This is a genomic window from Psychrobacter sp. Sarcosine-3u-12 (assembly GCF_002836005.1).
Lineage (GTDB): Bacteria > Pseudomonadota > Gammaproteobacteria > Pseudomonadales > Moraxellaceae > Psychrobacter > Psychrobacter okhotskensis.
Genome location: NZ_PJBY01000088.1, coordinates 1 through 18,452, shown reverse-complemented (window position 1 = coordinate 18,452; position 18,452 = coordinate 1). Strand labels below are relative to the sequence as shown.

At 42.7% G+C, this 18,452-nt stretch carries 17 protein-coding genes; 10 read left to right on the top strand and 7 right to left on the bottom strand.

Annotated elements, in window-relative coordinates; genetic code table 11:
• The first annotated feature begins 39 nt into the window (after positions 1–39).
• The 3 genes from CXF65_RS05750 (at position 40) to CXF65_RS05740 (ending at position 3,774) form a co-directional block, all read left to right on the top strand.
• On the top strand, positions 40–1,491 hold the full coding sequence (locus CXF65_RS05750) for a UDP-N-acetylmuramoyl-tripeptide--D-alanyl-D-alanine ligase (RefSeq protein ID WP_101211358.1): 1,452 nt from the start codon (positions 40–42) through the stop codon (positions 1,489–1,491).
• A gap of 3 nt (positions 1,492–1,494) precedes the next feature.
• Positions 1,495–2,613, top strand: a complete 1,119-nt coding sequence (mraY, locus tag CXF65_RS05745; protein WP_025653232.1) for a phospho-N-acetylmuramoyl-pentapeptide-transferase — start codon at positions 1,495–1,497, stop codon at positions 2,611–2,613.
• A 174-nt stretch (positions 2,614–2,787) separates the two neighbouring features.
• Positions 2,788–3,774 (top strand): putative RNA methyltransferase, encoded by a 987-nt coding sequence (locus tag CXF65_RS05740; protein WP_101211357.1) that lies wholly within the window; start codon positions 2,788–2,790, stop codon positions 3,772–3,774.
• 43 nt (positions 3,775–3,817) lie between these two features.
• On the opposite strand, the gene cls is transcribed toward CXF65_RS05740, so the two are convergent.
• The gene (gene cls / locus CXF65_RS05735; protein ID WP_101211356.1) at positions 3,818–5,269 is read right to left on the bottom strand and encodes a cardiolipin synthase; all 1,452 of its coding nucleotides are present in this window, start codon (positions 5,267–5,269) and stop codon (positions 3,818–3,820) included.
• A 247-nt stretch (positions 5,270–5,516) separates the two neighbouring features.
• Between cls and CXF65_RS05730 the strand changes: the two genes are divergently transcribed.
• The 3 genes from CXF65_RS05730 (at position 5,517) to CXF65_RS05720 (ending at position 8,756) form a co-directional block, all read left to right on the top strand.
• The gene (locus tag CXF65_RS05730) at positions 5,517–7,277 is read left to right on the top strand and encodes a TrkH family potassium uptake protein (protein WP_101211355.1); all 1,761 of its coding nucleotides are present in this window, start codon (positions 5,517–5,519) and stop codon (positions 7,275–7,277) included.
• A 137-nt stretch (positions 7,278–7,414) separates the two neighbouring features.
• Positions 7,415–8,116: a potassium channel family protein gene (locus CXF65_RS05725; RefSeq protein ID WP_025653236.1), complete on the top strand. Its 702-nt coding sequence runs from the start codon at positions 7,415–7,417 to the stop codon at positions 8,114–8,116.
• Positions 8,117–8,213: 97 nt separating this feature from the next.
• Positions 8,214–8,756, top strand: coding sequence for a DUF3124 domain-containing protein (locus CXF65_RS05720; protein WP_025653237.1), 543 nt, complete (start codon positions 8,214–8,216; stop codon positions 8,754–8,756).
• 56 nt (positions 8,757–8,812) lie between these two features.
• Here the strand turns inward: CXF65_RS05720 and CXF65_RS05715 are convergent, their stop codons facing one another.
• On the bottom strand, positions 8,813–9,601 hold the full coding sequence (locus CXF65_RS05715) for a YdcF family protein (protein ID WP_101211354.1): 789 nt from the start codon (positions 9,599–9,601) through the stop codon (positions 8,813–8,815).
• Between the two features lie 128 nt (positions 9,602–9,729).
• On the opposite strand from CXF65_RS05715, the gene CXF65_RS14930 reads away from it, so the two are divergent.
• Positions 9,730–9,870 (top strand): hypothetical protein, encoded by a 141-nt coding sequence (locus CXF65_RS14930; protein ID WP_157824030.1) that lies wholly within the window; start codon positions 9,730–9,732, stop codon positions 9,868–9,870.
• 389 nt (positions 9,871–10,259) lie between these two features.
• Here the strand turns inward: CXF65_RS14930 and CXF65_RS05710 are convergent, their stop codons facing one another.
• The 5 genes from CXF65_RS05710 to CXF65_RS05690 form a co-directional block, all read right to left on the bottom strand.
• Positions 10,260–11,234 carry a WG repeat-containing protein gene (locus CXF65_RS05710; RefSeq protein WP_101211353.1) on the bottom strand — a complete coding sequence of 325 codons (975 nt, stop codon included), beginning with the start codon at positions 11,232–11,234 and terminating at the stop codon, positions 10,260–10,262.
• A gap of 24 nt (positions 11,235–11,258) precedes the next feature.
• Positions 11,259–11,927 (bottom strand): hypothetical protein, encoded by a 669-nt coding sequence (locus CXF65_RS05705; RefSeq protein ID WP_101211352.1) that lies wholly within the window; start codon positions 11,925–11,927, stop codon positions 11,259–11,261.
• 23 nt (positions 11,928–11,950) lie between these two features.
• The gene (locus tag CXF65_RS05700; RefSeq protein WP_101211351.1) at positions 11,951–12,649 is read right to left on the bottom strand and encodes a hypothetical protein; all 699 of its coding nucleotides are present in this window, start codon (positions 12,647–12,649) and stop codon (positions 11,951–11,953) included.
• A 108-nt stretch (positions 12,650–12,757) separates the two neighbouring features.
• The gene (locus CXF65_RS05695; RefSeq protein ID WP_101211350.1) at positions 12,758–13,459 is read right to left on the bottom strand and encodes a hypothetical protein; all 702 of its coding nucleotides are present in this window, start codon (positions 13,457–13,459) and stop codon (positions 12,758–12,760) included.
• Between the two features lie 14 nt (positions 13,460–13,473).
• Positions 13,474–14,604, bottom strand: coding sequence for a tetratricopeptide repeat protein (locus tag CXF65_RS05690; protein ID WP_157824028.1), 1,131 nt, complete (start codon positions 14,602–14,604; stop codon positions 13,474–13,476).
• A gap of 125 nt (positions 14,605–14,729) precedes the next feature.
• Between CXF65_RS05690 and CXF65_RS05685 the strand changes: the two genes are divergently transcribed.
• From CXF65_RS05685 to CXF65_RS14925, 3 genes are read left to right on the top strand one after another with little or no spacing between them, the layout of a single operon-like run.
• Positions 14,730–16,244 carry a type I restriction-modification system subunit M gene (locus CXF65_RS05685; RefSeq protein ID WP_101211348.1) on the top strand — a complete coding sequence of 505 codons (1,515 nt, stop codon included), beginning with the start codon at positions 14,730–14,732 and terminating at the stop codon, positions 16,242–16,244.
• On the top strand, positions 16,234–17,448 hold the full coding sequence (locus CXF65_RS05680; RefSeq protein ID WP_101211347.1) for a restriction endonuclease subunit S: 1,215 nt from the start codon (positions 16,234–16,236) through the stop codon (positions 17,446–17,448). Before CXF65_RS05685 ends, CXF65_RS05680 begins: the two co-directional genes overlap by 11 nt.
• Positions 17,448–18,236, top strand: coding sequence for a hypothetical protein (locus CXF65_RS14925; RefSeq protein WP_157824026.1), 789 nt, complete (start codon positions 17,448–17,450; stop codon positions 18,234–18,236). The genes CXF65_RS05680 and CXF65_RS14925 overlap by 1 nt, the downstream gene beginning before the upstream one ends.
• Positions 18,237–18,452 lie beyond the last annotated feature (216 nt).

Sequence of the window (18,452 nt, the reverse complement as noted above, 5' to 3'; positions counted from 1 at the left end):
ATAAAAAATAAGTAATCATCATATAAGGTAATCACTACTATGACAGCCGACAACGATAACACCATACAGTCGCAAGGGCTGTATGTCTGGCAGGCAGGTAATCTGCTTACAGCAACAGCGGCGCTTGATAGTCACTGGCAGCTAGATGCAGGACAGCTAAGTGAAGAACAAGCAGGATCGAGCAATGATGTTACGAGCACGCGCATTGCCACTGATACCCGCACGATAAAATCCGGTGATATCTTTTTGGCCTTAACGGGTGACAATTTTGACGGTCACGATTATATCGCTACTGCTATGAAACAAGGTGCGGTTGCTGCTATCGTCTCACGGCCAATCTCTACCAATATCCCGCAGCTAGTCGTGAGCGATACCCGTTTAGCGCTAGGGCAATTGGCTGCGTATCGTCGTCAACAGCATCAAAATTTAACCGTCATTGCTATTACTGGCTCTAGTGGTAAGACCACCTGTAAAGAGATGCTGGGTAGTATCTTCGGCAGATTAGCACCGACGCTCATCACTCGTGGCAATCTCAATAATGACTTGGGTGTACCGATGATGCTGCTCGAATTATCCGATCACCATCGCTATGCCATCTTAGAGTTGGGCGCCAATCATATTGGTGAGATTGCCTATACCACTGAGATTGTCCGTCCGGATGTGGCTTGTATTCTGAACATCGGCACGGCGCATCTGGGTGAGTTTGGTAGCCGCGAAGGGATTTGCCAGACCAAGGCAGAGATTTATCATACCTTGAATGATGCACAATTTGCGATCGTTCCAGATAAAGATGACTTTACCAATCAATTACGCCGTATTGCTGAAAAGCATACCTCACATGTCATTGGCTTTGGTAATACCGATGTCAGCGCCAGTCACTTAGATGTCGAGCCTGAGCGCAGTGAGTTTAAGCTACACATTGGCAACCAAGTCCATGATATTAGCTTGCCACTAGCAGGGGAGCATAACGTCAATAATGCTTTGGCGGCGGCGGCTTGTGCCCATGCCTTGAATATCGACGTCGATGACATTGTAATCGGACTTGAGAATGCGCGTCCCGCTAAAGGCCGCTTGAACAGTCAGCTGCTCGGTATGCATCGCCTGATTGATGATACTTATAATGCCAATCCACATTCAGTGCGCGCCGCTGCTAAGGTATTGGCGGCGCAAACTGGTACGCAGGTGATGGTGCTAGGAGATATTGCTGAATTGGGTGAGGCGGCGGTGAGCGAGCATCAAAGCTTGGGTCGTACTATCGCAACCACAGGCATCAATGTGCTGCTATGTATTGGTGAGTACGCGCCTTATACTGTGGCTGGGGCGCAAGAGATTTCTGAGATTAGTGCGCATGCATTCGCTGATAAAGAGAGTCTGCTGCAGTATTTACAGTCTTACTTGCAAGCGCAACAGGCTGAGCCTTGTACGGTGTTGTTCAAAGGCTCTCGTTCCATGCAAATGGAAACACTTATTCATGCGCTAGTAGAGGAGTAGGCGGTGTTAGTTTGGTTGTTTGGCTGGCTTGGCCAGTATTATACACCGTTTTCTGCGGTTTCTTCGTTGACGCTACGAGCGTTACTTGCGGTCGTCACAGCACTGGCATTTAGTATGTTTTTAGGCGGACCGGTCATCAGACGTCTACGGGCACTAAAGTATGGTCAGGCCATTCGTAATGATGGTCCGCAGTCGCATTTGGCAAAGACTGGTACACCGACCATGGGCGGGGTATTGATTTTGAGCGCCATCGGGGTATCGACCTTACTGTGGGCACGCCTTAACAATCCTTATGTGTGGATTTTGCTGATCGTGATGATTATCTTTGGCGCGGTTGGCTGGGCTGATGATTGGCTCAAAATCAAATATAAAAACCCCAAAGGTTTGATTGCTCGCAAAAAATACTTTTGGTTGTCGATGGGAGCATTGTTCGTCGGTGTGTCTTTATATTATATCGCCACCTTGCAACCGGACATCGCCACCACCCGCGAGATGCAGGATTTATTAATACCCATTTTTAAGGATTGGATGATTCCGTTTTCAGCCGTACCTTTTGGTATTGGCTTTATTATCTTTACCTATTTTGTGATTAATGGCGCTTCCAATGCTGTCAACTTGACCGATGGCTTAGATGGTTTGGCGATTTTGCCCGTTGTATTAGTTGCAGCTGGTTTAGGCGCGATGGCTTATGTCTCGGGTGACGTACGCTTTGCCGATTATTTGCATGTCCCTTATATTGCCTATAACTCTGAAGTGATTATTGTCTGTGGTTCGATGATTGGTGCTGGTCTTGGCTTCTTATGGTTTAATGCGCATCCCGCGCAAGTCTTTATGGGGGATGTGGGTGCACTTGCCCTCGGTGCGATGCTCGGTACGATTGCCGTCATGACCCGCCAAGAGATTGCTTTTGCCATTATGGGTGGTCTATTTGTCGCCGAGGCACTATCGGTTATGCTGCAAGTTGGCTCCTATAAACTGCGCAAAAAACGTGTCTTTCGGATGGCGCCATTGCATCATCATTTTGAAGAAATTGGCTGGAAAGAAACACAAGTGGTCGCTAGATTTTGGATTATCGCCATTTTATTGGTCATACTTGGTTTGATGACATTGAAGTTGCGCTAAAATAGTATTAACCTAGGTGCTGTAGTAAATAAGTATTTATGTGATTAAAAAAGTCATCTCAGCAATCACTGAGGTGGCTTTTTGTTTTTCTTAGACCTTTTTTTAACTGCTTCTTTTATCCATTAACCTGCGCAATTTTTGTTAAAATGGTAGCCATATTGCGATGATCTTGAGATGCTTGTGTCCTTATTTATTTGTCCCCTTTGTCAGTCACCTCTGCAGCCTGCCGCCGATACGTGGCGCTGTGATGGTAGTTTAAACCCTAAGCAAACCACCCATCCGTTTGATGTGGCGCGTCAAGGGTATGTCAATCTACTGCCTGTGCAACAAAAAAAATCCAAAGCGCCTGGGGATAGCCAGCAATCTATTGAAGCGCGCAAGCGGTTTTTAGCAGCTGGACATTATGAGCCGCTACAGACAGTGATCTGTCAGAAAATGGAACAATTATTAGCGCAAAACGAGGTCATCTCTGAGCCAATTACTGCATCAATCACTTCATCAGCAAACGCTCAGGATAAAAACCCTGTCAACTGGTTGGATATCGGCTGCGGGGAAGGCTATTACACGCAGGCGATGGCGCAGATGGGCTCAGATAGTATCACTACTTTGATAGCGGCTGATATCAGCAAGCCCGCGTTGGTTGAATTGGCTAAAGTGAGCAAAGCAGCCAGTCAGCTGTGGTATCAACAACATAAAGACGAAGCGGAAAAGACGACGGTGATTTACCCGTTAGTCACTAGTGCGGCGCATCTACCACTTCGTGCTCATAATGTCACGGGTATCAGCAGTATTTTTAGTCCTATTTTGCCTGAGGCTTTTGCCAAGGTATTGGCTGATAAGGGGTTTCTAATCATTGCCAAGCCCGATGTCGGACATTTAGCAACGATGCGCGATGCACTATTTGATAGCGTGCGCGAGCATGATTCTGATAAGTTTTTGCAGGAGCTAGCACCATACTTTACGCTAATAGAGACGCATCGCGTCAGTACCAAGATGACATTATCAGCGTCTGACTTAGCCGATTTGCTGACCATGACCCCTTATGCCTACCGTGCCCGTAGCGAAAAAAGACAAGCGTTACTGGCAGCGGTTGAACAGCAAGCATTTAGTACCGAAGCAAAATTTGTGGTCTATGTTTTGCAAAAAAGCGCTGATAAATAGCGCTGATAAATAATGAGGACACGCTCTAGCATCCAACCGTTATTTATAAGATGGGCCCCATGGTAGCAACAATATTGTGCCAAATTCTATAGGGTAGCGGCCAGTTTTCGACCTCCTCGCGTGTCACTTCATCAGAGTCAGCGATATATTGAGACTGGCGTTCCATGATGTCAGCGGTCAAGGCGATATCGCTAAAGACAATATTGTTTTCATAATTTAAATCAAAGCTGCGCAAATCTAAGTTGGTCGAGCCAATTAAGCTTAGCTGGCCATCGACGGTCAAGGTCTTCGCATGTAGCAATCCCGGCTTGTACTCATAAATTTTTACTCCTGCTTCTAGTAATTGCCAATAATAACTGCGGCTGGTCGCAGCGACTACTAAGGAGTCGTTGTGTTTGGGGAAGATCATTGTGACCTTTACGCCGCGATAGGCGGTGGCGCACAAGACATTGATTAGGGAATAATCTGGGACAAAGTAAGGGGTTGAGATGGTCAGGGTTTGCTGGGCTTGGCTAATAAGCGCGCCTAAAAATTGTGGCGTTGCGCCCGAGCGTTGGGTAGGACCATCGGCAAAGACTTGTGCGGCGAAGCCTGTAGAGGCTGATGAGTCTGGTTGTGCGGTAGGATAACAAAAGCTCTCGACCGCTGTATCGGGGTTTTTAATCAGCCAATCACTGGCGAAAAGCATCTGGTTCTGTGCCACTACTGGTCCTTCAACGCGCAGCATAATGTCGACCCACGGGGCAAAATTGGACTTTACGCGAAACTCAGGATCTGCGCAGTTGCGACTACCAGAGTAGCCAATGTTGCCATCGATCACGGTGATCTTTCGGTGATTGCGCAGATCAATTCGGCTAAATAATAATACCTTTATAAGATTGCTAATCGGTAGAGCCACGCTGACTTGCACGCCAGCATTTTTCATTTCTTGCCATATCTTTGAGCCCACCATTTTGCGTGAGCCCATGCCATCGACCATCGCTCGACAAGTCACACCGCGCCGTGCTGCGCGCATTAGCGCTTGGGCGATATCGATACCTGTGCCATCAATCAGCCAAATATAATACAGCACATGAATATGATCGATTGCCGCCTCAAAATCCGCTAGCATTCGTTTGTGGGTTTCTGCCGCATCCGCCATTAGTTCCGCATGATTGCCCACGGTAGTATGAAAGCCTGTGACGTTCGCAGAGTAAGCAAACGCTGCTTGATACTCAGGTTTTATCGCTTGCGTTAAAGCCGCGTCGCTACCGAGCACTTCAGGATTGTGGGTATGCAGTTTATTAATAATTTGCTCATGCTGGCGGTTAAAGTTACGCCCTAAATGTATCTCACCAAACATCCAGTAAACCACGACGCCGACATAAGGCAATATAAACAGCACCACCATCCATGCTAGCCTAGCCGATGAGGTCAAATCATGACGCGAGAGTATCCGTAAGGATATCAGCACGAGTAATATAAAATGAATGGTTAATAAGATGTCCAGTACCATGGCGCCGTCCTTTGTGATTATTGTTATGCAGGGTGCTGCAGCCTTTATTTAATAATCCGTACTTTATCATGGCATCTCATTTCGACCGTAGCCAACTTGTCATCAGATTGTCATCAATACGGTCAGTCCATTTAATCACTTTCGATAATTCGTTCATAACTGGTTACGATTTTCTAAAATCAGTTTTAGTTAATAGTCAAAAAAAGGAGTATAAATATCGTGGTTATTCCTCTCATGGACTCAGGCTATGCACGCCGCCATACGCTATCGATTACTTAATAATTTTACGATTTTTATTAGCATCATTGGGGTCGCAGTGGCGCTTCTCGATAGTGGTTTTACGCTACCGAACTGGCTACAGCATGTTTTTCATCTCTTTTATTTGCTCATTATCTTTTTAGGTTTTATCGTCACGGCAGGGCGTTACCTCTATAGCAAAAAACCGCTAACGATTAACAAAGTGGCTGTCTTTGACTTGTTGACCAGTATCGCTATCGTCATTTTACTCGTGGCGCATTTCACCGATTTAATACGCTCAGGCTTGGCGGTTTCCGTTGATGGCTTTGTTGCGATTAAGGTTGCGGTACTAGTGACCTTTATCCGTGAAATCTCTGATCACGACTTCAATCTCGACCGTACTTTTTTGAACCCAGCCCAATTCTTTATTCTAAGTTTTTTGTCGGTGGTACTGGTTGGCGCCTTGCTATTAATGATGCCCAACGCGACGACCCAGCCTTTATCATTTATCGATGCATTATTTACTGCGACCAGTGCGGTGTGTGTTACTGGGCTTATCGTGGTAGACACCGCGACCTATTACACGACCTTTGGCCAAGTCATTATTATGGGTCTGATCCAAATAGGCGGTCTAGGGATTTTGACCTTTGTCACATATTTTAGCTATTTCTTTAAGGGCGGTGTCAGCTACGAGACTCAGCTGAGCATCAGTGAGATGTCCTATATGCGCGGTACGGGTAATGTGGTGGCAACCCTCAAATCTATCTTATATGTCACCTTTGCTGTTGAGGCGTTGGCGGCGGCATTCATTTACGCCAGTATTTACGATTTACCCGGCATGGACGTATCCGAGCGCTTATTTTTTTCCATTTTCCATGCGGTTTCGGCTTTTTGTAATGCCGGATTTTCTACTTTTAGTGCGGGCTTATATGATGACGCGCTGCGCTTTAATTATCCTCTGCAGCTGATTATTGGCATTACCTTTATCTTTGGCGGTATGGGCTTTGTGATTGTGGTCAATGTGCTGCGGTATTTACGCTATCGTGCCCAGCGCCTGATATATTGTCGCAATCAGCGCTACGCTTATCGCCCGTGGCTGCTCAATATCAATAGCCGAATCACTCTGATTACCACGGGTGCACTGTTGCTAGTCGGACTCATTGGGGTCATGTTGTTTGAATATAATGGCGTGTTGGCTGACCATGGCAGTTTTTATGGCAAGTTAGTGACAGGGATATTTACCGCTGCCACCCCGCGAACCGCTGGGTTTAATAGCATTGATATGGGTGACCTAGCCTTTCCGACGATTATGTTGACGATTTTTTTGATGTGGATTGGCGCGTCACCGAACTCGACGGGCGGTGGTATCAAAACCAGCACCTTTGCCATTGCGCTATTAAATACCTTGAGTTTGGCGCGTGGGCAGACGAGAGTAGAAGTCTTCAAACGGGAAATCGCTGAGATTTCGATTCGTCGCGCCTTTTCTATCATGTGGCTGTCGTTATTGGTCATTGGGACTGGGGTGACGCTCATCAGTTATGATCAACCTGAGCTGGATTTGATTAAAGTGGTTTTTGAGTGCTTTTCTGCTTATAGCACCGTCGGTTTGAGTTTGAATTTGACCACCGAGTTGTCGGATTTTAGCAAAATGGTGATTTCGGTGATTATGTTCGTTGGACGGGTGGGCATGTTGACCCTGTTTATCGCCTTACTCAAAAACATGCGCGAGCGTAACTATCGCTATCCCACGGAAGAGATTACTATTAACTAAGTGCTATTAACTAAGTGCTATTAACTAAGTTGTTATTAAATGATTTCTTGCTAATTGAACCTGTTAACTAAGATTTTGTTAATTAAAGTTCTATTACCTCAAGTGTGGCACTATTATTAAGGCACAAAAAGGACAATATGAAATATATCATCGTAGGATTGGGGAACTTTGGCTCGTCGCTGGGTATAGCGTTGACCAGTCAAGGTCACGAAGTAATTGCTATCGATAGCAGTATGCAAAAAGTCGAGGCTTATAAAGAAGTCATCTCGCATACCGTCTGTATGGATGCCACCGACGAGTATACCGTCACCGGTTTACCCATTATCGATACCGATATCGTCGTGGTCGCAATCGGCGAAGACCAAGGCGCAAATGTCATGGCAACGGCGCTATTTAAGACCTTAAAAGCACGGCGCTTGATCAGCCGCAGTATCAATCCATTGCACCAAAAAGTGCTGCAAGCCATCGGTGTGGACGATCTTATTTTGCCCGAAAAAGAAGCCGCCGACCGCTGGGCAAAACGCTTGTCACTGCGCTACTTTGTAGATTCGTTTGAGCTTACCGATCATTTTAGTATCGTTGAGCTTAGTATTCCAAACGCCTTGATTGGAAAGACCGTCGACGACTTACAGCTTGAGCAAAAATTCAATATTCGATTGCTTAGTACCATGCGCTATGAGTATTATGAAGATAGCTTTGGACGTACGCAACGTAAGCCAAGTATCGAAGGATTGGCCGAGCCTGAGCAGGTGCTACAAGATAAAGATGTCTTGATAATCTATGGCGCAAACAAGCATATTAACCAGTTTTTGCGTAGCGTTGGGGTAAAAGTGCAGTAGCGGGCTAAATCTAAATAAAGGGTATATTGTCTACCTATTAATGACGACATAAGCGTTATTTAAATAGCCGCGCTATGACATTATAAAAGGGAAAGTTATGAATAAGCGTCACATATCCATCCTAATGCTTGCCATGACGGCACTATTATCAGGCTGTGATCAATCGTCGCAAGACCCGAATGTCATGCTGTCAGAAGGGCAAAAAGACCCAATCAAACAGCTGGAGATCACCTCAAAAATTGATCATAGTAAACTTGGCTATCAGCAAACCTTTTATGTGCCGATTTACTCTGACATTTATACCGATAGAGACAATCGTAAGGTCTTGCTGTCTGCGACTTTGAGTGTGCGTAATACCACCTTAAAAAAATCACTTTATATCAATAAAATCGATTACTACGATACCCGTGGGGCTTTTGTAAAATCATATCTGAATAAACCTATCGAGCTACCAGCAATGGGCACGCTCAATTATATTGTCGAAAAAGAAGAAGACAAAGGCGGCTCTGGAGCTAACTTCATCATTGAAGTCGAAGGTATTGATGAGACCGTCGCCCCAGTCATTGAGGCGGTGATGATAGGCAACTTTAGCAATAAAGCCTTTGCCTTTACCACGCAAGGCACGCCAGTTATACATTGATAAATGCTATATTACTAAAGGCTTACTTATAAGGGCTGTGAAGTGCTGTGAGCTTTTTAATACTCCCCCAACAGCCAACCACTGGCAAAGGCAAAATATTCTCGAAACCATGCATTATAACGAATGGATAAAGGGGTCGGGCTAGCCACCGTAATTGGCTGTTGATAGCCTTGATGCCTTGCAATGGCTGCTGCCCGAATGGTATGAAAATCACTGGTCACGATAGCAATAGGGTCAGTGATAGAGACGCCTTGCGCCGCTAATAGGGCTTGGCTATTGCGTAAGTTCTCCTCGGTACTGGTGCTTTTGCCCTCTTGTAAGATACGCTCGAATGAGATGTCATGCGCGTCATTTAGATAAGTCGCCATGATGTCGGCCTCACTACGCGTCCGCTGAAAACCAACCCCGCCACTGGTTACTACCAGCGCGTTTGACTGAGCATTGATAATGGGTACAGCGGTATCCAAACGCTTGGCAAGCGTTGGCGTGGGCTTACCAGCCACCGTACCGGAGCCTAGTATAATAATCGCTGCCACTGCAGGCGCAGGTTGTTTGCTCTGCTTAATCTGCTGCTGCAGTGACCAAACAAACACCATAAAGCTGATAAGCCATAGGATAAATAAGCCCCATAAGCCATACCATACTCGCTTAAATAGAGGGTGATGCCTGATGAAACGGCGAATTCGTTCCCAGTAAATGCCATGAATGACAAAAATTACGCCAATAATAAATGGCACTACTGAGCCAAAGTTAATCTTGCCAATAATCATCAATACAGCGCAGTCTATGGTGATGATGATACCGACAATGAGTAGGAGTATACGGGTGAGTAAGGTTTTGGACATAGCTGAAAACTGCTTGTGTTTAATGAACTGCAAGATAATTATAATACCAACGATATAATCCTTGAGCTAGCTACCGTTAACTTAGATTTTTAGTAAAATATAATATTTTGATTATAAGATATTGACGGATGAGCTGTTTAAGACCCATCAGCGCTCATGAAGATAGGGCATTCATGTCGATGACAGTAGTGGCTGATACTCAAAAAATAGCAGCTGGGATACTGAGAAAAAACAGCGAGGCGTCCAGTAAAGGCGCGGGCGGGGTTTAGTAAATAAGTTTAAATAGGAATAACTAGAAAAATCAGGCAAGATAAAGTTAAGCGTTATTGCTTAACACTTAGGAGATGTTTTAAAGAAATTTGGATAGAGTGTAAAACTAGAGGCTTTGATAAAGCAGAATAAGATTGGCGGTGAAGGAGGAAGTCTAACTATATTTTCAAGTGATTGATATAAATGTATTTAATATACTGTAGCTAAGTATTAGACCATCAAATAGACCAACAGGTTTGTAGTATTGGATGTAAGGTAAATAATGGGATTTATCTCATGATTAATCGTAACTAAATATTTCTAAAGCATTATTTAGTTTCAAACATATACTATCACTAAAAAGCGTTTTTTGGTTATTAAGGTTTCCTTCCCATTCACTAAAGATCTTTTAAAAAGAAATTTCGCCAAATATATCGTCGTAACTGTCATAAGTTTGACGCTTAATTTCATTACCTTGCTTATCAATAATGACCTGCGTGATTTGGTCACCTTCTAAGTACATAGTGGCCAGACCATTGATAAAATAACCGTCGCTGACATCTGTGTATAAAGATAAGTCGCCCACATCGGGAGAGGCTGCATTATATTTTGGCTCAATGACTACTCGACCTGCGTGGTCAATAAATCCCCATTTCAACTTATCGTTATCTCCGACACCTACCGCCGCCAGACCTTCAGAAAAATCCAATGCGGCATCCCATGTAGAGGCAATAACTGGCTGACCTTTAGTGTTTATATATCCTACTTTTTGGTCATCTGTCAGACTAAAATTTGCTAGACCTTCCTTAAAGTTGCCAAGCTGTTGGTATCGAAAATCAATGACGGTATCGCCATTACTGTCAATGGCACCAAATTTTTCATTTCTTAACACCGTTACCAGTCCATTTGAGAAATCTCCAACATAGCGATAGACATAAGGAATGACGAGCTTGCCTTGCTTGTCCATAAAGCCCCATTTGTCATCTTTATAAACCGCAACTCGACCTTCACTAAAATTATGCATCTCAGGTACGAAGTCAAAAAAGATAGGATAAATAACAGGTATGGCAACCTTACCTTGAATATCGACATAACCAATCGTGTCATAACCGTGCGTCACGTAAGCCATGCCGTCATGGAACTCACCGCAATGATCATAGATAGCAGGGGTAATAACATTCCCAGCGCTGTTCTTAAATCCACAAGTGTCGTCATGACCTTCTATTGAGCTATGATATTCAACGGGCAAGTCGGGACTGACACCACGCGTGCTATCACTCGAAGATGAGGGCATAACGCTTGTTCCCCATGAATCCGTCGCTACGTCGGCTGCTGTACAGCCGATTAAGAAAGCTAGTAATGTACATAATCCTAGAGCTTTCATATGAGTCCTTTTCAATAGGTCTTCTTATGAAAAGTTGATAGTCGCCAACTGCACTTGTATCGGCGGTGGGACCGTAATTTTCATATCCACGATAGCACCACTGCGCGTAACCTGATAGCACTCATCCGCAGCAACGTCCTCTGGTGATGAGGGCTCCGTAAGAGTGGTGTGCAGGCACAACCAAGCAGTATTGTCAGTGGCTTGCTTAAGCGACCAGGTTTGAATGGCTGTCTGTGTTAGGTCATTATCATATTCTGTTGGCATCACACTTTTCGCAAATTCACCCGAGTCACCGATAGCGGCTGTTGTAGGTAAGGCACTGAACGTTATGTCAATGTCTAGCGCTTCTTGATCAGGTGAGCCATGACTGGTCAGCGGATCTAAGCTGTAGTAGCGTGTGAGTGTTGCAGAAGTTAGAGGCTTGCTGTTGAGGGTCATTACGTTATCGTTCACCACAGTGAACGCTGTCTTATTATCGACCTTAACTTGGCCTTTTCGAGTTTGGGTGGTCGTTATTTTTGAGATCATACCTTCATTAGACAGTGCTATTATTTTAACGAAATTGCCAGTAATTAACTGAGATAATGGCGCAGAGATAGGATATTGCACGCTATCATTGAGTGGTTTTGTATGACCTTGTATAGTCGTGCCAGCAAGCAAAACAACCGCACAGCATAGTCTTAAGATTCTCATATATTCATCCTTATTTATACCTATCACAGACTGTTATAAATTATTCTCTTAACACCGTCTTCTAATGGGCTTGAATCTACTACTTTAGTACTTAATAAATCACCTTTAGCGTTGATGTTATAGCATTCAGACATAGTGCCATTGGCGTCATTCAATAGCAGATTTTCTGAAGCGTTTATACAAAACCAAGCGGTATCATTAGTAGCGCGTTTCAGCGACCAACTCTGAGTATATTTGCTGATTAACTTATCTTGACTGCTGTCGCTATAGACACTCTCAGTGATAAACTCGCTTGAGTCGCCTATAGTTGCCATTTTGGGCATATCAGAGGTTTGATTAGCTACCGAGTACTCCCCTAGATTGTTGGTAAAGCCATAGAACTTTACAGGGTTTAGGGTATAGTAATTGATTGATATTAGCTGCTGATCGATGATGCCATCTGATTTTATGGTATAAGCAGTTTCGGCACCTTGTGCCTGCTGGTTGTTGAATGTCATTTTCCCTTTGGGAACGACTTTTATCTCAAGCACTGTGTTTTGATTGTCATTGGCTTGTATCAGGGTATCAGTACGCGCTTTGGTATAGATATTGAGTAGGGCGGTCTCTACAGGATATTGCGTGACTATTTGGTTTGATTTATTTGGGGTTATCACATCGTTATTCATAGTAGTACAAGCACTTAGGCCTAGAGCTACCACTGCTATTAATGCTAATACTTTCATAAATTAACTCGCTAATAAGTTATAGGTTTTTATAATATTTATTTAGCTATGACGTATTTTTTTAATGCAAATACATTGTAGCTTGGTTAGTAGTAGAACCTTTTATCTTCATAATCTACTTATTACTTCTATAGTTTTAACACCAACTTCTGTTTTATAAGTTTCTATTATTTTACTATCTAAAATATCGCCATGTTCGTCAATTTCAAAACATTGAATTTTCTTTTTCTTAAAAGCTAAATTACCGTGTGCCAGTTCTTCCATACAAAACCATGCTGTATTCTGACTGGCTTTTGATAACGACCACTTTTCTGTATAAGATCTTATTTGGTTACTTTTGCTACTATCTGAATACACTATTGCAGCTACAGACTTACCAGAGCTACCTACATTCGCTACTCTAGGTAGGATAGCGCTTTGCGTAGCTACGCTATATTCTCCTGAGCTACTCGTATAGCCTTTAAATAGGAAAGGATTGAGAGTAAAGTAACTCATTCTGATATTTCTAGTTATCACTTCGTTATCTATGCTAGTACTAGAGATTGATTGTACGCTTTGAACCTGTTGATTTTCAAAATTAGACGCTGCTTTGGGTATTATTTTATAGTCAAATTCTAAAGATTTTTTATCAGAAAGTAGGCTGTATAGCGAGTCGCTATATTCTTTGGTAAAAATGTTTATCACAGCCGTCTCAACGGGGAACTGAGTTACATCTGAGTCGGGATTATTGATGGTCGAGCTACTTTTTATACCCGTTGTACAAGCGCTTAGAGCTAGGCTAGCTAGTAGACAGAATGCAATTGTTTTCATATGGTTTATTTCTATTATTGGGTTAATTCTAGATATTGCTTACAGCTGTAGCGATTGCCATTTTGACAGGCTTTACCGTACCATTTGATTGCTTCATCATCACTCTGAGCGACACCATCACCATTGAGGTATAACGACGCAAGCATTGCTTGAATTGAGTGGTCGTCCTTACCGCTCTCTACTATCTTGTTCAACCACTTAAAAGCTTGCGTATAATCCTGTTCAATATCGTTACCATGGTAATACATCCATGCTAAACCTGTTTGTGCCAAGACATTTCTTTGATTTGCTGCTTTTGTATACCATTTTAGGGCTTCTTCATGATTTTTTTGTACGCCTTCACCTCTAGAGTACATTCTTCCCAGTTCCAGTTGAGCAGTATCATGACCTTGTTCAGCAGCTTTTTGATACCAGTATACCGACTGGTGATAATTCCTTTCAGTACCATAGCCATCATAGTACATAAAGCCTAGTGCATAGTAAGAGCGAACAGCATATTCACTATTTTGACTCTCTGTATTCGCCAGTTGTTTAAACATCTCAAGCGCTTTTTTCTGGCTTTCGTCATCGCCATAATGATTTTGATAGTCATACGCCAGATGGAACAAAGCAGGGGCATAACCTTGTGCTGCTGCTTTTGTAAGCCAATATTTTGATTTTTTTAGATCTTTAGGCACTTCATTACCGTAAGCGTATATTAGCCCTAAGCCAAACTGTGCTTCGGCCACATCCTCTTTAATCGATTTTTGATACCATTCAAAAGCTTTGGCATGATCTAGCGGGACATGTATACCATCATGATAAATACCGCCAACCTTCGCTTGGGCAACAGTATTACCTTGGTTAGCTGCTTTTAAATACCAACTTAAAGCTTTTTTAGCATTTTTATCTACGTCTTTACCTTCATAATAGAAGTCGATAGGTTCATTATTAAAAATACGATAGTCTGGTTTTACGAGCGTCTGATAGTGCTTAGCAAGCTCAAGCTGAGACTGAACATCGCCTGATTCAGCTAATGCTTTAATAGACTCAAAATTTGCCGCTAATACTGACCAGCTGATACTCAGTGCTAGTATTGCTATTGCCATTTTTTGGATAAAATGTCGTATTAAAACCATGCTTTGCCTCAAAGTAAAAATAAACAAATGTTACACGAATTTGAAATAATCTCATAGTTAAATACCCATCAGTTTAAGATATCCATATCAGACCCTGCTATCATTACCTCACTATAAAAACTCTTACCTTCCAAAGTATCTAGGAACCATAAATGCCCAGCCAAATCAATCAAGACGATATTAATAAAGCCGTATGGAATGCCTGTGACACCTTCCGTGGGGTCATTAGCGCCGATACCTATAAAGACTTCATCTTAACTATGTTGTTCCTAAAGTATTTGTCAGACGTCTATCGCGATGAGTACAACAAACTGGTTGAGCAGTTTGGTGACAATCCAGAACTGATCCATGCCATGATGTCCAAGCAACGTTTTGTACTCCCTGAGGGTGCCAGCTTTTGGGACTTGTACGAGCAGCGTCACCAGCCGGGCAACGGTCAACGTATTGACGAAGCGCTTCATGCTATCGAAGAAGCCAACGGTACTAAACTCAAAAACGTCTTCCAAGACATCAGCTTTAACACCGATAAATTGGGTCAAGAAAAGCAAAAGAACGAATTACTGCGTCATTTATTAGAAGACTTTGGTAAAGATATCCTCAACCTAAGCGTTGAGCGTGTTGGTAGCTTAGACGTGATTGGTAATGCGTACGAGTTTTTAATCAAGCACTTTGCCGCCAGTAGTGGCGCAACGGCGGGTGAATTCTATACGCCACCTGAGGTATCTAATTTATTAGCGACTATCCTTGAGCCTGTGGAAGGTGATGAAATCTGTGATCCTGCCTGTGGTTCAGGGTCGCTACTCATCAAGTGCGGGGCGATGGTACGCAAAAACTCAAATTCTAAGAAGTATGCGCTATACGGTCAAGAAGCCATTGGCTCGACATGGGCACTGGCCAAGATGAATATGTTTTTGCATGGTGAGGACAACCACCGAATCGAGTGGGGCGATACCATCCGCAATCCGCTGCTACTTGATAAGGACGGCAAGCACTTATTACAGTTCGATGTGGTCACTGCCAATCCGCCGTTTTCACTGGATAAATGGGGTCATGAAGATGCCAGCAGCGATCCCTATGGTCGCTTCCATCGCGGTGTGCCGCCTAAGACCAAGGGCGACTATGCCTTTATCAGTCATATGATCGAAACGCTGAAACCTAGCACTGGCAGAATGGGTGTGGTCGTACCGCATGGCGTGCTGTTTCGTGCGTCGTCTGAGGGCAAAATCCGTCAGCAACTCATCGAAGAAAACTTGCTTGATACGGTGATTGGTCTGCCTGAGAAGTTATTTTTTGGAACCGGTATTCCAGCCGCAATTCTCATCTTTAAAAAGAATAAAACTGATGACAAAGTCTTATTTATCGATGCCAGTAATGAGTTTAAATCAGGTAAAAATCAAAACCAGTTAACGTCTGACAATATCAATAAAATCATCGAGACGTATAAAGCGCGTGAAAGCGTCGATAAATACGCGTATCTAGCGAGCTTTGATGAGATAAAAGAAAATGACTTTAACCTAAACATTCCCCGCTATGTCGATACCTTTGAGGAAGAGGCGGAGATTGATTTGGACGCGGTGCGTACTGAGCGTCTTGAGTTAAAAGCTGAATTCGATGCACTAGAAACTGAGATGGCAGGGTTTTTAAAGGAGTTGGGTTATGGTGCCTAAGGGGTGGGAAGAGGTTCAGTTTTCGAGTATTGTAAAAGAAACGCAGTTAGGTACAACTGAGCGTCATAAAGGCGAAGTTTGTGAAGAAGCTATACCCTTATTAAAAATGGGTAACTTAACGTGGGGAAGTTTCAATTTAACTAACTTAGAGTTAATACCTAGGGCTAAAGTTGATAAGAATTTAATACTGAAAAAGGGCGACTTTCTTTTTAATACTAGGAATACACCTGAGCTAGTTGGTAAGTCAGCTGTTTGGGATGGGCGGATTAAAGAAATCACATTTGATAATAATATAAATCGAATCACGTTTACGGAGAAAGTAGATTCATTTTATCTACGATATTACCTAAATTTTGGCAAAGGAAAGTCAAAGATAAATTCTTTACCTGCTGGTAGTACAAGTGTTGCGGCAATCTATTGGAAAGACTTAAAAAATATTAAGGTGATTATTCCACCTCTCCCAGAACAACAAAAAATCGCCAAAATCTTATCTACTTGGGATAAAGCGATTAGCACGACCGAGCGTTTGATTGACAATAGTACCCAGCAGAAAAAAGCGCTGATGCAGCAATTGCTGACGGGTAAAAAGCGTTTGCTTGATGAGTCGGGTAAGCGGTTTGAGGGTGAGTGGGAAGAGGCTAAACTTTCTAAGTGGTTAATAGAATATAAAGAGAAGTCTACAACCCAAGACCAATATGAAGTTTATACGTCTTCTAGAAATGGGCTTGTATTACAAAGTGATTACTTTGCAAACTCTAGAATAGCTGGTAGAGATAATATTGGATTCCATGTCATTCCTCCAAATCATATAACTTACCGATCAAGAAGTGATGATGGTTTTTTTACCTTCAATCTTTTTTCAAGTGATAAAAATGGTTTGATTAGTAATTACTACCCTGTTTTTAGTACCAAAGGTATTAACGAATTCTTTATTGCACTTTTTGAACAATATCGCGCAGTTTTTGGAAGATATAGTGTAGGTACATCTCAAAAAGTTTTATCTCTGAATGCACTTAAGGATATTTCATTTAAGATACCATCTATACCTGAACAACAAAAAATCGCTACCGTATTAACCAATGCCGATAAAGAGATTGAATTGCTTGAGCAGCAATTGGCGGATTTGCAGCAAGAGAAAAAGGCGCTGATGCAGGTTTTGTTGAGGGGTAAGAAGCGGGTGGTGGTTGATGGGGAGATTGCGTGATGAACAAGTCTAACGCAATTTCTAAATTGAGTTCTCTTGTTGATAGAGCCAATGCAATAGAGTTTGAGAAAGGTGATTCTCAATTAATCGTTAAGTGGAAAAGGGATGCTGATGCTGCTATTAGACATATATTTGGCATTGACTCTCATCATGTAAAAGAATTTGAAAGCTTGAACTACTCTCTTTCAAGTATTACCGAAGAGGACTTACTACTAAGCTTTCAAAGTAGTGATGAAATTCTAGGCTCTTCAATTACATTCTTAGAATCTATGATTAATGAGATAGAGGAGTATTGGAACGAAACTGACAAAAATTCAAATGTTGTCGTGGGCGCTAATGAAAATATTGAGCTTATTATAAACCGTTTTCATCAAGTAGCTCGCCAGTTACGGTTGAGGTACAACAGCAGGAAGACTCTTGATATAAACGATGAGTACGACGTACAAGACTTATTTCATGCTCTATTAAAGCTGTACTTCGATGATGTTCGGCCTGAAGAATATACACCAAGTTATGCTGGAGCAAATTCAAGAATTGATTTTGTATTGAAAGAAGAAAACATTATTATTGAAATTAAGAAAAGTAGAAAAACACTTACTGCAAAAAAACTTGGTGAAGAATTGATGATTGATTCACAGCGGTATCAGGCACATCCAGACTGCAAACGGATTATTTGTTTCGTTTACGATCCTGAAGGGTTTATCGCTAATCCTAAAGGTATAGAGAACGACTTGAGTAAAGACACGAATGGTATTCCTGTGTCGGTCTTTATTCGTCCAAAATCGTAAGAAATTGCGAAAAATTTAATACGTTTACTTTCAATTTTTATAATTTCTTAGTTAGGTATACTGAACTGACTCTACGCAACTTGTTATGTGGTTAGATGCCTTAAAATATCACTGAATTGCAGAATAGAAAAACCGCCTAATTTAGGCGGTTTTGAATTTGGAGGGAGCTAAGGAATTGCACCTACGGTACTACTCTCCACAACGGGTTGGCACTAG

Bases quoted from the DNA above. Each gene is read 5' to 3' on its own strand.
- CXF65_RS05685 (WP_101211348.1), top strand. From the start codon at position 14,730: ATGCCCAGCCAAATCAATCAAGACGATATTAATAAAGCCGTATGGAAT.
- cls (WP_101211356.1), bottom strand. From the start codon at position 5,269: ATGGTACTGGACATCTTATTAACCATTCATTTTATATTACTCGTGCTG.
- CXF65_RS14925 (WP_157824026.1), top strand. From the start codon at position 17,448: ATGAACAAGTCTAACGCAATTTCTAAATTGAGTTCTCTTGTTGATAGA.
- CXF65_RS05740 (WP_101211357.1), top strand. From the start codon at position 2,788: ATGCTTGTGTCCTTATTTATTTGTCCCCTTTGTCAGTCACCTCTGCAG.
- CXF65_RS05695 (WP_101211350.1), bottom strand. From the start codon at position 13,459: ATGAAAACAATTGCATTCTGTCTACTAGCTAGCCTAGCTCTAAGCGCT.
- CXF65_RS05715 (WP_101211354.1), bottom strand. From the start codon at position 9,601: ATGTCCAAAACCTTACTCACCCGTATACTCCTACTCATTGTCGGTATC.
- CXF65_RS14930 (WP_157824030.1), top strand. From the start codon at position 9,730: ATGAGCTGTTTAAGACCCATCAGCGCTCATGAAGATAGGGCATTCATG.
- CXF65_RS05730 (WP_101211355.1), top strand. From the start codon at position 5,517: ATGCACGCCGCCATACGCTATCGATTACTTAATAATTTTACGATTTTT.
- CXF65_RS05725 (WP_025653236.1), top strand. From the start codon at position 7,415: ATGAAATATATCATCGTAGGATTGGGGAACTTTGGCTCGTCGCTGGGT.
- CXF65_RS05705 (WP_101211352.1), bottom strand. From the start codon at position 11,927: ATGAGAATCTTAAGACTATGCTGTGCGGTTGTTTTGCTTGCTGGCACG.
- CXF65_RS05750 (WP_101211358.1), top strand. From the start codon at position 40: ATGACAGCCGACAACGATAACACCATACAGTCGCAAGGGCTGTATGTC.
- CXF65_RS05680 (WP_101211347.1), top strand. From the start codon at position 16,234: ATGGTGCCTAAGGGGTGGGAAGAGGTTCAGTTTTCGAGTATTGTAAAA.
- CXF65_RS05700 (WP_101211351.1), bottom strand. From the start codon at position 12,649: ATGAAAGTATTAGCATTAATAGCAGTGGTAGCTCTAGGCCTAAGTGCT.
- CXF65_RS05720 (WP_025653237.1), top strand. From the start codon at position 8,214: ATGAATAAGCGTCACATATCCATCCTAATGCTTGCCATGACGGCACTA.
- CXF65_RS05710 (WP_101211353.1), bottom strand. From the start codon at position 11,234: ATGAAAGCTCTAGGATTATGTACATTACTAGCTTTCTTAATCGGCTGT.